General features: G+C 48.4%; 12 protein-coding genes. 5 read left to right on the top strand and 7 right to left on the bottom strand.

Annotated elements, in window-relative coordinates; genetic code table 11:
- Positions 1-250: 250 nt before the first annotated feature.
- Both ACGHM3_RS00470 and ACGHM3_RS00465 read left to right on the top strand, forming a co-directional pair.
- Positions 251-796 carry a hypothetical protein gene (locus tag ACGHM3_RS00470; RefSeq protein WP_345416266.1) on the top strand — a complete coding sequence of 182 codons (546 nt, stop codon included), beginning with the start codon at positions 251-253 and terminating at the stop codon, positions 794-796.
- On the top strand, positions 793-981 hold the full coding sequence (locus ACGHM3_RS00465) for a hypothetical protein (protein WP_345416269.1): 189 nt from the start codon (positions 793-795) through the stop codon (positions 979-981). Before ACGHM3_RS00470 ends, ACGHM3_RS00465 begins: the two co-directional genes overlap by 4 nt.
- A 163-nt stretch (positions 982-1,144) precedes the next feature.
- On the opposite strand, the gene ACGHM3_RS00460 is transcribed toward ACGHM3_RS00465, so the two are convergent.
- From ACGHM3_RS00460 to ACGHM3_RS00450, 3 genes are all read right to left on the bottom strand, one after another.
- Positions 1,145-1,594, bottom strand: coding sequence for a hypothetical protein (locus ACGHM3_RS00460; protein ID WP_345416272.1), 450 nt, complete (start codon positions 1,592-1,594; stop codon positions 1,145-1,147).
- Between the two features lie 101 nt (positions 1,595-1,695).
- Positions 1,696-1,968 carry a hypothetical protein gene (locus tag ACGHM3_RS00455; protein ID WP_345416275.1) on the bottom strand — a complete coding sequence of 91 codons (273 nt, stop codon included), beginning with the start codon at positions 1,966-1,968 and terminating at the stop codon, positions 1,696-1,698.
- 57 nt (positions 1,969-2,025) lie between these two features.
- Positions 2,026-3,900 (bottom strand): DUF6623 family protein, encoded by a 1,875-nt coding sequence (locus ACGHM3_RS00450; protein ID WP_345416278.1) that lies wholly within the window; start codon positions 3,898-3,900, stop codon positions 2,026-2,028.
- Positions 3,901-4,135: 235 nt separating this feature from the next.
- On the opposite strand from ACGHM3_RS00450, the gene ACGHM3_RS00445 reads away from it, so the two are divergent.
- From ACGHM3_RS00445 to ACGHM3_RS00435, 3 genes are all read left to right on the top strand, one after another.
- The gene (locus ACGHM3_RS00445; RefSeq protein WP_345416281.1) at positions 4,136-4,603 is read left to right on the top strand and encodes a hypothetical protein; all 468 of its coding nucleotides are present in this window, start codon (positions 4,136-4,138) and stop codon (positions 4,601-4,603) included.
- A 201-nt stretch (positions 4,604-4,804) separates the two neighbouring features.
- Positions 4,805-5,362 (top strand): hypothetical protein, encoded by a 558-nt coding sequence (locus tag ACGHM3_RS00440; RefSeq protein ID WP_345416284.1) that lies wholly within the window; start codon positions 4,805-4,807, stop codon positions 5,360-5,362.
- Positions 5,363-5,867: 505 nt separating this feature from the next.
- Entirely contained in the window at positions 5,868-6,704 is an 837-nt protein-coding gene (locus ACGHM3_RS00435; protein ID WP_345416287.1) for an alpha/beta hydrolase fold domain-containing protein, read from the top strand.
- Here the strand turns inward: ACGHM3_RS00435 and ACGHM3_RS00430 are convergent.
- From ACGHM3_RS00430 to ACGHM3_RS00415, 4 genes are all read right to left on the bottom strand, one after another.
- A complete protein-coding gene (locus ACGHM3_RS00430; protein WP_345416290.1) occupies positions 6,688-8,235 on the bottom strand; it encodes an alpha-amylase family glycosyl hydrolase in 1,548 nt (515 codons plus the stop codon). The two genes, ACGHM3_RS00435 and ACGHM3_RS00430, sit on opposite strands and share 17 nt — an antisense overlap.
- Positions 8,228-9,043, bottom strand: a complete 816-nt coding sequence (locus ACGHM3_RS00425; protein WP_345416293.1) for an SDR family oxidoreductase — start codon at positions 9,041-9,043, stop codon at positions 8,228-8,230. The genes ACGHM3_RS00430 and ACGHM3_RS00425 overlap by 8 nt, the downstream gene beginning before the upstream one ends.
- A 46-nt stretch (positions 9,044-9,089) precedes the next feature.
- Entirely contained in the window at positions 9,090-9,887 is a 798-nt protein-coding gene (locus ACGHM3_RS00420; RefSeq protein WP_345416296.1) for an SDR family NAD(P)-dependent oxidoreductase, read from the bottom strand.
- Positions 9,888-10,433: 546 nt separating this feature from the next.
- A complete protein-coding gene (locus ACGHM3_RS00415; protein WP_390517731.1) occupies positions 10,434-13,892 on the bottom strand; it encodes a lipocalin-like domain-containing protein in 3,459 nt (1,152 codons plus the stop codon).
- Positions 13,893-13,906: the final 14 nt, after the last annotated feature.

The following is a 13,906-nucleotide window of genomic DNA, read 5'->3' as shown; positions in this document are numbered from 1 at the left end:
GATCAAACACCGCTACTTAACAAGTTATTAACCTGTTATCTATTTATACCAAAGCTAAGTCTAGACGAAGTCTTTCTTGGCCAACCACTATTTCCAATTTCTGCCAATAGTATAAAAGACAAACCATTTTCCAAATGCGTACCGCGCCTTCAAGGTCATCGCTAGTGAAATTGCGACTACAGTCACGGCGAGCGATCCACTTGACTGCTACGCTGAACACCACATTAGTTATGTTGTACAGGGAGGTAATATGGCACACCACAGCGCGCGTATAGATCACCTAGAGGCGGAAGAGCGATACAAGACGTTTCGAGAAATTGCTTTTGAAACTACTATGGAAGAATTTAATGGCATCCAGGTTTCTGGTGTTAGCTTCATGGACGCATTGACTGCCGACAAATGGAAAGATCAAATTTCAGCTAGTCAACGCACTGCCCGGTCAGCTTGGAGCTGGGCTAGAGAATATCCAATGTACCAAAACCGACCCAAAAGGTTTGAAGTTACTGTAAAGCGTTCTGGTATACTTTGTGGGATCTGTTTAGGACAGCTCTCCAAACACGGTACAAGGGTAAGGATGAACTTAGTAGAATCAACTCCTGTCAAACCTAATCCACTTGGCATACGAGCTTTGCCTGTGATCGCATTCGCAGCTGCAGCTTATGGTAAAATCGTCGGAGCCGACGAGGTATGGTTAATCGATCCCTATGCGAATCTTGAAGACTATTACCAATCCTCTGGGTTTGGGCCTAGAGAGGTCTACCACGGCAAACGAATCGGACAGAGGAAGATTATATGAACTCAACTCCAGATCCAACCACTCCCGAAGGGCGTTCTGAAATCGCTCGACGTTTGGAATCACTTCGCGCAGAGGCTAAAGAGATCCGTCGTAAGGCACTGGAGAACTTAGAGGACGAGCCATCCGGCGCGTTGACAAACCCCAGCGAGATTGACTTGTACCGAGATAGAACTAATGAAGATTGACTTGAAGAAAATAGGCACAAGTAAGGCTGAAATTAAAGCAATGCTAGATGCTAATAAAGTTTCCATTAAACATGACGCAAAAACGATAGAGCACGCACTCAAGAAAAAGCATAGGACCGCTCAATAAAAGTGATTGCTTATAAGTGGCGGCATCCTTTATTCGTTATCTCGGCAAGCCTTGGTAGCTACGAAGAATGATTTTTTCTCCTTCGGTCACCACATAGAATGCAGCCGGTGACTTAGCGGGAGCGAGTGTAGGCTCCAAATTGCCGTTCGTTAATTTATTTAATATGGCCACTTTTTGTGGGCAATTTTCGTCGAGTAGTATTTCAAATTCGTTTATAGAAGATTCTGCTGATTTTATTGTTAGGATGCTTGCTTGGTAGTCGCACACAAAGTCTATTTTCCACTTGCTCATTACATCGATAATATTTTTGTGGTCAGCCTTATAAGTTGCAAGATTGCTTTGTGACACGACTTTTCCAGACTCTACTGAATATCTGTAGACGCTATTTGCGTTAGCGTTTTGTCGCTGATCTTTGGCAATACTACTGGTCGCCAACAAAAATAGACATACCAGGCCACAAATGCGAACATCAATCCTAGACAACACTAATTATTCCTCGGCAATCATTAGCTGAGTGAACCCCATAGTACTAAGCCAAGCACTTTTATACCACCGCGCAAATCGGCGTACCGCTTAGCTACCACACCCTAAAAAGCCTCAGCTTTCCCATCAGTCCAAACATGCAGCACGTTATCCAACTGCTTTAGCTTGGCCATATCACTTTCGTTTACAGCGCCGCGTATAACAATCACTTTTGCACTCTGCGGTACTTTTGCTGCATCTTGTTCGCCGGGCACCATTTCTATGGGTTTGTAATTTTCATCCACATTTAAAAGCGGTAATTCTGTTTTTACATCTTGCATTAATGCGGCACCGGTAAGGTTCGCGGCTACGATTAATTCTACTATGACGTTTTCCATAGTTACCTCTCAAAATTGGGGCGCTTTGCAGCGCCCTTTTTTAATTGGGTGTTCGAGCTAGGCGGTAAAGTCGCCGCCGCAGGAGCCGAAAATAATACGCCGGTCACCCTCTTCAGAGAAACGCGCGGTAACGCTTACGCCTATTCCGTAACGCACCCGGTTGTTCAGCACGTCAAAGCGCTCAAACCAGTGGCTACCGGTTAGGCTCAGGCCGTCGTAGCGCTTTAGGCGCGCGTTAGCGTCCCATATTTCTACGGCGGTTACTTCCACACCTACGTCTGTCCAGAATAACAACATGATTGAGTCTAACGCCAATCGTTTATTGTTGACGATTACCGGCGTGGGCACGGCAAAGTGGAATACGTTGGTGGTGTTTGGCTTACCCTTAAATAGGCTGTAAGGCGCGTAGAGAGAACTTTGATCTAATAGCTCTGGCCTTTGTACCGTTGCTGCGTGACCGTGGGTCCAGGAGGCGTGTATCAGGGTTGTTGTGAAGTAGTTGAGCTTATTAAACGCCCGCTCTGCGTTGATCATGCCGTAGCCACTGTGTTGATCCCAGCCGTTGCCGCAAAGGTCTTTTGCAGTTTGCTGTAGCGCTTTTTTTGCCTCGGCTTGTTTTAACGCCGGGTTGTGGCCGCGCAATAGCGCTAATACACCCGCACACACGGGGTTGGCTGCGGAGGTGCCGTTATCGGAGTTGGTAAAGCCCTTAAAGTGGCTGGGGGCGACGAAGTCTGGTTTTTTGGCATCCAACGCGGCGGGGCCTTGGCTGGAGTAACCGATCCACTCTTCTCGGATATTGGTAGCGCCCACGGTAATTACCGCCGGGTGGCCATTGGCACCCCAAATACTTTTACCGGGGCCGCTATCGGATCCGCACCGGCCACTGGCGCACACCTGCCCGCAGTTACCGGCGGCGAAGGTTACAATCATACCCGCGTTAATGGCCTCTACCACTTTACGCGTGAACGGGTGGTTGGGGTCTGTGCAGTAGTCTGGCGCCCAGGCTCTTTGGTACATACCCCAGCTGTTGGATAAGATTTGCGGCTTGCCTGTATTTTTGTATTTATCGATGGCCCACTGGAAAGCCACAATGGCATCGGATAAAAACGCCGATATACCGCCCTGAGCCTTGAGCAGGCCCACGTCATAGATTTCTGCATCCGGCGCCATGCCTTTTACGTCGGTGGCGCACATGGAGCCGTGGGAGCCGGAATCGGTACCCCAAGGTAAACTGACTACTGGTGTCCAGCCGTCGGTTACGTTAGGCACCCGGGTGCTATCTACACCGGTGTCTACAATGCCCACGGCTACGCCCTGGCCACGAATGCCTTTATCCCACAGCCGGTGACAATTTAAATAGCGGGCCACATCGGCGATGGTGCCCTTGGCCACGGTTGGGGCGCAGTCGGTTGGCTCGCAAGGCGATCCGGAAAATGCCCCGCCGGCCATGGAAGAAGCATGGTAAGAAACGCCCTCCTCTAACGGTGCGATATCCCCTAGGATTTCAGTGAAGGATGGCAAATCCTCTGTGGCCACTGCACTGGCAGGTGAAGAATAAGTGGCATCACCGGATTGGCAGTTACAACCGCTGAAGGCTTCGATTAAACCGTCGTCCCATACGTGAATCACTTCGGCCTGTTTGAGTAAGGCCTTTTTTGCGGCCTTAGTTTCATCGTCTGTGGTTGCATTCAGCGTTCCGCGTACGATAACAGTTTCGCCCTTAACACTGGTCATGGCGCTGCTAACGCCCATTTCTAACACAGCTTCTTTGTTGTGCAAAGCGCCAGCATCGATTTGCACCGCACCGTATGCTTTATCGATATTAATCCCCGGCAATTGAATGTCATTGTCCACCTCAAATGAACTTTCCGCCGCCATGGATTTTTGCATATTGGCGCTTGGTTTCAATTCTACAATTACTCTTCTCATGATAGTTCCCTCATTTATTTGGCTTGATCCTACCGTTAGCTGCCAAAATGCAGTGCCGCTTAAAACCCATAAATCTCACAAAAAATTTTGGCCACTTTAGATAAAAATCATTTTACTTTTTTATTTATTAATTTGGCCGCACACCTGAGATTACCAGCGATTGCTTTACACATTATCGATGTAACTCCACAGCTATTTTGTTTTCTAATTTGTATAGAATTTTAATGAGGGAATTATGAAACCACTTATTCAAAGTAAACTTGCACGGCTTGCAATCATACTGCCAGTATTTGTATTGGCCTCCACAGCCCAAGCTGAAGATTGGACTATGAGCGCAGAAGCGTATTGTGAAACAAACTTAGGCAACACCGTCTATTCGCAAGGAGGGCTAAAAGCCAGCGGTGGTACGGCCGTTGTAAAATGCCCACTTATAAAGGAATCTGCAACCGATGCAATTACAGACTCCTATGCAAGAATGAAAAGAGCCACCAGCACTGGTGCTCAACCTTTTTGCTATATCGTCTCTAAAAACAATTGGGGCTCGATAAATCAATATACGTATGGCTACGCAGCCAACCATACAGGCAATCAATCGGTTAGAATGCAACCATCCACTCAATACCATTCCGGCTATGCCGATATGTACTGTGTGTTATTTCAAAATGACGTTTTGTTTGGCGTGAGATACAAGCAGAAGAACTAATAAACCACAGCGCAGCGCATGAGTGTTGCTGCGCTGATCAACCCAAGGGTTTTATCAATGCCAAAGATTAATATTAATTCTGCAAAAGCTGGATGGCTAACAGCAGGCATAGTTTTAGGGCTGGCAACTGGATTAGCAACGGCATTCGCGGGCGCTCATTTATTTACCGGAGTACCGAGTGGGGTGGCAGCGCAAGAGCCTATGCCTATTCGTGCTAACACTAATCATCATAAGCCAGAGATAAATCAGGGCGTTTCACTCAGTGAGGTTAACAAGCTGGTAGAAAGCCAACTGCAGCCAATGCAAGGCCACTTAAACCAGCAGCAACTTACAATAACAAAGCTTGCGCAACAAATAGAGCAATTGCTATCCGCCAACACTTCAACCAAGCAAGAACCAACGCTTAGCGAAGAGCAAATTAACGAGCAGCTTGAAGCCTCCGCGCAGGAGCAGCGACAAGCATTTGCAGACCAAGAACTACTGTTTGAATTGGAAGAACACGACAAATCTGCAACCTCAGAGCTGGCAAGCGCACTGGCCGATATGGAAAACAGAGTAGCTGTTTTTAACTTGAACGGTTTAGAGTTGGGTGATGCAGAATGCCGCGGCACTACATGCCGGCTGCAACTGAATTTTAACGGTGATGAAGCCGCGCTAGAGTATTTACCGGCGCTACTGGCAGCCAGTGGCCACAGCCAAGTGAGTTTTACTTCGGAGAAATTCGGCGAGGGCTATTCTATTACAGCTCTATTAAATTAGTCTCTGGGCAGTTTACCCGATTTTTATTTGCTGCATAAATAATAGATAGAATTTGGTAAATTGTCTTTATTTAATAAGCCCGATTAACCCTGGGGTAAACTATTGAACCACGTGTTAGAGTACGTTAGTCGCGTCTTCAGCTCCGATATATAAATAAGCCAAGTTAATTGAATATAATCCTACTACCACCCTTTTGGTACAACTAGAATTACAATCTAATCTTGACTCCAATCCCTTCTAGATAATCAACCTTAACCGGATTTTAGACAATAAGACGTTAACTAAAACGGAATTTTTAGTTAGTTTGACTAAGTTTTAAAAAATACAGCCGTGCCGGTATTTCCCAATGCCTGAGGCCATCTAGTCTACTCTTTCAAATCGGTTCAGATCTCATATCGGAACAGATTTTGCTCCTCTACAGCTAGTGAATTCCGCAAACAGCTCAGCGATGGAAGGCACATCAATGTATTGAGAAAATATCCTAATCTAATAGAGGCAACCGGTGTTGAAACGGCCACTAAACGAAATCGAACTACGCCGTCAGATAGAAGAATCTGACGTATCGGGCACGCCAGAAGAAATGCGAAAAACGTTCGAAAAACTGACAGGTGCCCAGCATACCCATGGCGTCGTAGGCGTTACCAGGGGCGGCGTGCGATGTTTGAAAATAGGCAAAGGGCCGGAGCTTATTTGGTTCCATGGCGGCGGCTATGTGTTTGGTTCTCCTCGCACTCACCTTACTCTAGCTAGAGAGATAGCGAGCCACGGGCTCTGCGTTGTAATGCCCTATTATCGGTTGGCACCAGAGTGTGTGTGGCCCGCCCCACTACAGGATGCGCTTGCGGTTATTGATGCTTCCGACCCTGCCGCTATCGGTGGAGATAGTTCCGGCGGTCACCTAGCATTATGCGCCGCACTGAGACGAAAAGTAAAAAGCCTGGCTTTAATATCTCCAAATACAGACCGCAGTGGTCAGAGCACTACACGCAATAGAGACAGTGATTTGATGAACGACGACAAGACCGATACCGCCCTGGCTGAAATGGCATTACCTGGGGTGGACAGGTTCCATTCGGACAAGTCTCCGATATTAGGGGATTTATCGACCTTACCACCAATGATATTGGAGGTGGCGTCTGCAGAGATACTCCTAGACGATTCTCTGCTACTCGCACGACAGGCTGCACTTGCAGGCCGTCCCTTAACGCTGCATGTAGCGCCAGGTTTGTTTCATCTATATCAACTCTGGCCAGATGCTCTTCAATCAGGTGCCCAGAGCCTTGCCCGCATCGCGCAATTCGTCTTGGAAAATGCCAGTAGCAGCGCTAAACCTGCTCCATGATAGCCGCACCGTATGGCGCTATCATGCCACCCGAGACACCGGTAACTATCAACGAGTTACTAAGTTCGAAATCCTTTTCGCTGTCGCCGAAATTAAACACGGCTGAAAAACTGCCCGCCTTCGTTTTAGAAAAGACTGTCAATAACTGGCCATGTTGTTGATAATTGAAAACGATCGGGTTTGATAGGTCGTATTTTTTTCTTAGGTAAATGGCATGTCTATAACAATTGAGCGGGCTACCTTTATCAGTTTCCTGTGACTCTATCGACATACCAGCCTGCCAGCGCATAGGTAACCATGGCGGCGAACTACTAAAGCCGAAATTATCTTTAGCCTCAGTCCATGGGATAGGCACTCTGGCGCCGCTTCTACCTGGATCATCGGGCCAATAGCTCAAATCAAATGGATCTTGAATCTCGCTTTTGTCTAAGGGCGGCTGAGGCAGACCCAGCTCTTGGCCCTGATAGATAAGAGCAGCTCCTGGAAGAATCGCTGTCAACACGGCTAAGAACTTTACAAATTCTTCTGAATCGTTCCCTAGATTTGTTCTGCTGCGAGCCCGATCGTGGCTTTCAAACCACCAAGGCGTTCGCCAACGGCCGTCGAGCTTATCGAAGATATTTTGCCATGCTTTGCTCGAATGTCCGCACCGTACCGTATCTGTTGTGTAGCAGCCATTCAATTTCTCGGCGCCTGTGTAATCTAGGGCGATATCTAACGAAGCGATGCCAAAATTATTTTCACCAAATAAGTACAGATCCCGCCCAGCCCAGGCACGAATATTTTCCATATAGTTGGCACCCTCTCGCACCAACATATCGTATTCGTGACGCTGCCGGGTATAAGGACTTTTGGGCACGCCATCAATTAAACGTTGCTCTTGATCTGAAGCCGGCGGGTTGTCTCGGAATTGATCATCGTGAAACCAAGACGTTACCGCGTCAAATCGAAAACCTGCAACCCCCCGGTCGCACCAAAAGGCCATGATTTCTCGAATGCTGTTTTGCACATCTTGGTTGCGATGGTTGAGCGCTGGTTGGCTCGCGTGGTATTGGTGAAGATAATATTGCTGACGCTGATGGCACCAGCTCCATGCTGGCTTACCAAAATAGCCAATCCAGTTGGTGGGAGGGGTGCCGTCGGCCGCGGCATCGCGCCATACGTACCTTTCTGCTGCCGATTGGTCTCCCTCCACCGCAGACTTAAACCACGGGTGCTCAACACTGGTGTGTTTAAATACCAAGTCAACCAACACACTCAGGCCGAGGTCTTGCGCGTGGCCGACAAGGCGATCAAAGTCGGCCAGGGTGCCAAGACGGGGGTCGACATTACAATGATCTATCACATCATAACCGCCATCGTGCCAGCTTGAGGGGTAAAACGGTGCGATCCATATGGCATCAACACCAAGGGACTTAACGTAGCTAAGCTTCTCTGCGATACCGTTTAAGTCTCCCTCGCCAGTGCCACTGGAATCGTAGAAAGAACGAGGATAGATTTCATATATTAAGGGGTTGGTCAACTTACCCACTGGTGATCATTCCACCATTGACGTGAATAGTTTGGCCGGTAATAAACGAGCTGTCTTGGCAGGCTAGAAATACATAGGCCGGAGCCACTTCCCGAGGTTGACCAACACGCCCAATGGGCGCAGCCATATTTTTCAACTTATCTTCGTCGAAGTCCTCAAAAACTTCCTGTATATCGGTGGCCACCGGGCCCGGTGCAACTTCATTTACTCTAATACCACGCGCCATATATTGTTTAGCCAGGGAACGGGTGAAGGTTGAAATGGCGCCTTTAGTGGACGAATAAGGCAATAAAGAATCGTTGCCAACAAACGCATTGATGGAAGTGGTATTGATGATGACGCAGCCTTGGTCCATGGAGCGTAGCGCCGCCCGGCTTAAATAAAAGAATCCGGCCATATTCACATCGAAGTGCGCTTGCCAATCTTCGTCGGATACGTCTTCCAACGAGTCATATGGCTTTTGAAAACCGGCGTTGTTAACCAATATATCGATACCGCCCCAAGCGGTTAAAACATGGTCGACAGCACTCTCGCAGTCCGCGCTCTTGCCGGTGTTGGCCTGTAGCACCAATGCCTGAGCACCTTCGGCCTCGATTGCTTTTTTAGTTTCTGTAGCCTTGTCTTCCGCCGAATGGTAGATGATGGCTACTTTGGCACCCTCGCGGGCCATGTGCAGTGCTACCGCTCTGCCAATGCCGCTATCGCCGCCAGAGATCAAAACGCGCTTGTCTGCGAGTTTGCCCGCGCCGCGATAGGCATCATTGATATATTCGGGATCGGGTAGGTGTTTTACTGTGTTATTAGCCATGGTTGCTCTCTGTGAATTCGGTTATGGACTCAGTTGTGGTAACTGCCTATATATTGATTGCGGCTACTGCACCGCCGTCGGCACGCCACGCGGAGCCATTAGTGAACGTTGCTATGTCCGAAGCGAGTAAGGCAACAACTACCGCCACCTCGTCCGCTCTACCACGGCGTTTGAGTGACAAGTAAGGACGTTCGTTTTCCAAAAATTGGTCTACTGCCTCTTCCCGTGAAATGCCTTTTTCTTCGGCCAATGAATCCATCATGCCATCGGTCATAGGGCTCTCTATGAATGCCGGCATTACCGCATTTACCAATACACCTTTTGGTCCGTAAGGTAGGGATAGAGCTTTTGTGTAACTGAGCAGAGCTGCTTTGGAGGCATTGTAAACGGCCTCGTCCGGATAGGGTTGTACGGCGTTTTCAGAAACCGTTAACACTACCCTGCCCCACTTCTTCTCAACCATCGTGGGTACTATTTTTCGGCAAAGTCTTACGGCGGACATAAAGTTTGTGTTCCAGCAGCTCATCCAAGCATCGTCGTCCATCTCCAACGGATCGCCTTTGGCACCGGTTATGCCTGCTAGATGTATCAGAATATCGGCTCCACCAAGTTCCGTTAAACTGCCCGCTAAATTATTGATGCTGCTGATGTCTGTGAGATCAGCAGTGCTGTATCCAACTACGGATTCATGCAAGTCACTGGCGCAAGACGCAACAGCATCTTCGTCTGTATCGGTGAGAAACAAACGAACGCCCTCGTCTGCTAAACGCTTTGCGGTGGCTTTACCTAAGCCCCCTGCCGCGCCTGTCACCAGAGCCATCCGGCCTTCTATTTCTAAATTCATTTATTACCGCCTCAGTTAACTTTCGACGAGCTGTCAGCTTTGCTACTGCCAAAGCCGACGAATGAGAATGATTGGAGAATCGAAATGACCGGATTACTGAAAATTGATCGATCATCGTTGTATGCAGCAACATCGCGTAACCTGCATACGAGTGTCAATTGGGCCCGGCCACTCCATTTGTAGTGTCTAACAAACTCTTTGTTAGCAAAGCACATGCCTGAGCATAAAATACGCTGACAATCTGCTTTTTATTGCGAGAAAGGAATTACAAGAGACGGACTAGGAGAGAGCACATACTGCTTGAATATAGGTTTATTAATAGGCAGGAAGGGGCGATTGCATCCGTCATGGTAGTTCTGAATGGATTTTTTGTTAGGTAAGGTCAAGGTAGCACTGGTGCAAACTTCCGAGTCAACAAAAGCGTTTATTACACATTGGATGTAATAATTGCATTTAAAGATGATCAGTAAAGCAGAGATAAGTCGGTTGGCCCTGGGCGAATCAGTTTATAGAGCTTGGCACCCAGCTAGCATTTTAAACTTCACGTCAGCAACCTTCATCGCCGTGTGGATACCCGGTTAGCTCCATAAAGCCCTCCCCTGCGTGGGTACCGGCCACGTTCACTCCGCCTTCATAGTAAGTGAACAAGCCACAATTCCACTGCTGCTGTTTTATGGGTGAAATGGTAAGAGAGAGATTTCTGCTGGGAATTGCCAATTGCCATTCCAGCGGCACCGCGTTTTGGTTTGCCGGCTGTAAGGACATTTGATTTTGGTTAAGCGGTTGTCGCACGCCATTACTTTGAATGTAGTTACCAGTAATAAAATCCGCCTTTTGGTGAATTCGCAACCTAAAGGCCATTATTTTATCGCCATTGTTTAGGTGAATGGAGAACCAATCCCAGCCATTCACTTGTTCGCTAACCAATTGCGACGTCCATTCGTGATCGTACCAGGCGTTACCGGTTAATTTTGTAGTGCTAACAGGAGCAGTACCGAGAGTAGTGCCATCAGCAGAACTCTCGTTTTGCACTTGTACCGTGGCGCTTAAAAATGGCTGGCTGTAGTAATAGGATACATGGTTAGCATCCGCCGATTTAACACTCACCCCACCCTCACCCTGGAGCACATAAGGCCCTGTTGGCTGCAAAGATACGGATACCTTTGGCCCCTGCCAAAAAGGAATGGTTAGCTGTGCTGGGAATGGCTCGCCGGATTGCGCACCCTGCCATTGCCAGTTATCCAGGCTAAGTAAAAATGGCTGTGTTTCAGATTTAAAATAGGGCAAGCCCGGCTCGGCGAAACGCTGCTCAAACCAATGGTTATCCGGCGAGTGCAAGGAGGCATGGGCCATATAGGTTTGCTTGCCGTTTTGGTTAAACCGAAACACAGTATATTGGAATGGATAGGTCCGCTGCTGCTCATCCCTTAATACGCTGGTTAAGTACCACCACTCTAATTGATATTCATTATGAGGCGCGTGGTCTGCCGGTAGATTTATCGCATTCGCTTTATCCACCGTTTTATAAACGTAATCCGTAGGCGCTTGGTTAAAGCCACCAAAGATAGGTGCCCGGTCTTCCTGCGAGCAACCCACTAAAAACGTGCTTATAATCAACAAGCCAGCCACGGCCAGTGCCGAGTAGCCCGGTGGCAGTCGGTGGCTGGTGCTGCGCTGTATGGCTAGCCAACACACCAGTAATAAGCCTACAAACCCGGCGCCTACAATAGCCAATAATTTTACAGGGGAAATATTCAACGGGTAGGTCCAGCCGAATGCGTTGATATTAACCGTGGTAATTAACAAGTACGCCAGGCCTATACCAAACGGTATGGCCAGCAAAGACACCAACAGGCAAATCACAATAAACTGGCTAAACACGGCACGCCGAATGGATCGAAAATTAATACCTATAGCACTTAACGTTTGGATATTACTTTTTAAATGCTGGGATAACAGTGCGATGGTAATTGCAAACGAAAACGCGGCCACAATTAGTGCAACCACGGTTAGCCCATCGGTTAATACAAAGGTTTGATCAAACACCGCCATAGAGACATCGATTAATTCCTGCTTGGTAATAAACGAGGCGTCGCTTAGCGTATTAGCCAACAGCGTTTTATAGGGCTGCCAATCCGCTACGGGCCTAACCGGGTGTAGCGCTACCACATCCGCCAGAGTAGTTGCCCCTGGGCCTGTTGCCGTAAGCACACTGGGGGCAACTATGCCCTGGCCATTGGGGTTACCAAAGTCTTTATAAATACCCAGCACCCTCATGGGCCTTGTATTGCCATTAATCGCCAGCGTTAGTTGGTCTTCTATGCCTATGCCGTTGCGGTAGGCAAATTGTTGGTTTAATAAAAGGCCATTACCCTGAGTAAACCCTCGCCACACATCATTGGTAGATTGGGCAAATACCATGCTTTGCTGGTAATGTTCTGTGGTCGGTAGTTCGGTAATTTCCATTGCTACGCCGTTAATTTTGCCGTGGGCTATACGGCGAGTTTGAACGCGGATGTTATCTGTACTTGGTACTTGTGTGGGTGCCTCGGTATACACGTAGGCCGGTGCAGCTAGGCGTTGCTGCAACCATTGGTCGGTAGCGGTACGAAAGCTATCCACCATACCGCTTAGGCCTACCGCACTTACCAATGCAATAAAGTAAGAGCTGGCGGCCAGTTTGCAGCGGCGAGATAAACCACTGGCACTGGCCAAGGCCCAATGCAGCAATGGCCAACGCAGGGTGAATGGATTAACCAGTGTTGCCAATAGCCCGGGTAATGCGGCTGTTACCACTAGGCTGCCAAGCAATATAAACAATGCCAGTGCGGCTAGGTCTGCCTCTTTGGTTTTACTCTTCAAAAGCAAAATAATGATTGCAGCTGCCATTATCAAAGCCACTACTGAGGTCATTACCCTAGCCCTAGCCCCAGTAATAACACCAGCCTTGCTAGCCTGTGATTTGGGCTCAGTTTGTAATGCCTGGCGTAGGGGCAGCACCACCGCCACAGCCATACCCACCGCACACAAAAATAAACACAGTAACCCAACCGATAGAAACGAAATCGAGCTAAGTGAAAACGGTGCGCGCAGCAGATTCGTTAAATTGGTGCTTATGCCTGTGGCAAAATACGTAATTAACCAAAACCCCAGCAACACGCCCACTAAACTACCCACCACACAATACAGAGACAGCTCTATACACAACGCTTGGGTAATGCTTTTTTTTGCCACGCCTAATTTGTGCAAATGGCCAATGGTTTGCCGCCTAAACGCCAACAACATGGACAACGCATTGGTGACAATAAATAAGCTCACTACCGTTAACAGCCCAGCCATAGCAACCAGGTGGAACGAAAAGCTCTTGCCCATGGTTTGGGAATCTATCGGCAGCGTAGTGGCTTGTAATATTAATTCAGCGGGCAGCTGTGCTTTTAGCTGCTGTAGTTCGGATGGGCTGCGCTTGCTGAGCACAAAGATGGCTTGTAAGGGTTGAACAACGTCGTCAGCGAATAACGCAAAATAATCTGTGATGGGTAAGACCAAGGCATTATCGGATAACCCCGGTAGAGGATTCAGTGCGGCCTCGCTTATGGCTAAAGGCGGGGTTTGCTTATCATCGGGTAACGTGAGCGTTGCCCCGGGCGTAAGCTTCAGTTTATTGGCTGCTGAGTGCGAGATCCACGCTCGGCCAGTACCTACTTTGTTCAGGCTCCCATACTCGCCACCAAGCTGCAGGCGATTATTCAATAGCGGCCAGGCATCCACGCCATAAACGTCGATTACCTGCTGTTTTATACGAACTTCCCGGTGGGCAACGGCAATGCCATCAATAACACCTTGCTGCCGCAACCGGCCATAGTGGGCCATGGTGATGGTTTGGCCAGGTTTGGCAACAATTTGATACGCCGGGCCTTGGGCCGGAGTGAGCGCCGCTAGCGCGGCTTGGTTAATTACCAACACACTACTCAGGCCACTGCCTGCAGTGATTAAAGCAAACAGCATGAGCAGCACATAGG

The sequence above is a fragment of the Halioxenophilus aromaticivorans genome, from assembly GCF_042850945.1.
GTDB classification, from domain to species: Bacteria; Pseudomonadota; Gammaproteobacteria; order Pseudomonadales; family Cellvibrionaceae; genus Halioxenophilus; species Halioxenophilus aromaticivorans.
Note: the sequence above shows the minus strand (reverse complement) of the source record. Positions and strands in the feature narration are given on the sequence as shown.

Coding starts and splice junctions, on each gene's coding strand:
- ACGHM3_RS00470 (WP_345416266.1), top strand. CDS start 251: ATGGCACACCACAGCGCGCGTATAGATCACCTAGAGGCGGAAGAGCGA.
- ACGHM3_RS00465 (WP_345416269.1), top strand. CDS start 793: ATGAACTCAACTCCAGATCCAACCACTCCCGAAGGGCGTTCTGAAATC.
- ACGHM3_RS00455 (WP_345416275.1), bottom strand. CDS start 1,968: ATGGAAAACGTCATAGTAGAATTAATCGTAGCCGCGAACCTTACCGGT.
- ACGHM3_RS00450 (WP_345416278.1), bottom strand. CDS start 3,900: ATGAGAAGAGTAATTGTAGAATTGAAACCAAGCGCCAATATGCAAAAA.
- ACGHM3_RS00445 (WP_345416281.1), top strand. CDS start 4,136: ATGAAACCACTTATTCAAAGTAAACTTGCACGGCTTGCAATCATACTG.
- ACGHM3_RS00440 (WP_345416284.1), top strand. CDS start 4,805: ATGCCTATTCGTGCTAACACTAATCATCATAAGCCAGAGATAAATCAG.
- ACGHM3_RS00425 (WP_345416293.1), bottom strand. CDS start 9,043: ATGGCTAATAACACAGTAAAACACCTACCCGATCCCGAATATATCAAT.
- ACGHM3_RS00420 (WP_345416296.1), bottom strand. CDS start 9,887: ATGAATTTAGAAATAGAAGGCCGGATGGCTCTGGTGACAGGCGCGGCA.
- ACGHM3_RS00415 (WP_390517731.1), bottom strand. CDS start 13,892: ATGCTGTTTGCTTTAATCACTGCAGGCAGTGGCCTGAGTAGTGTGTTG.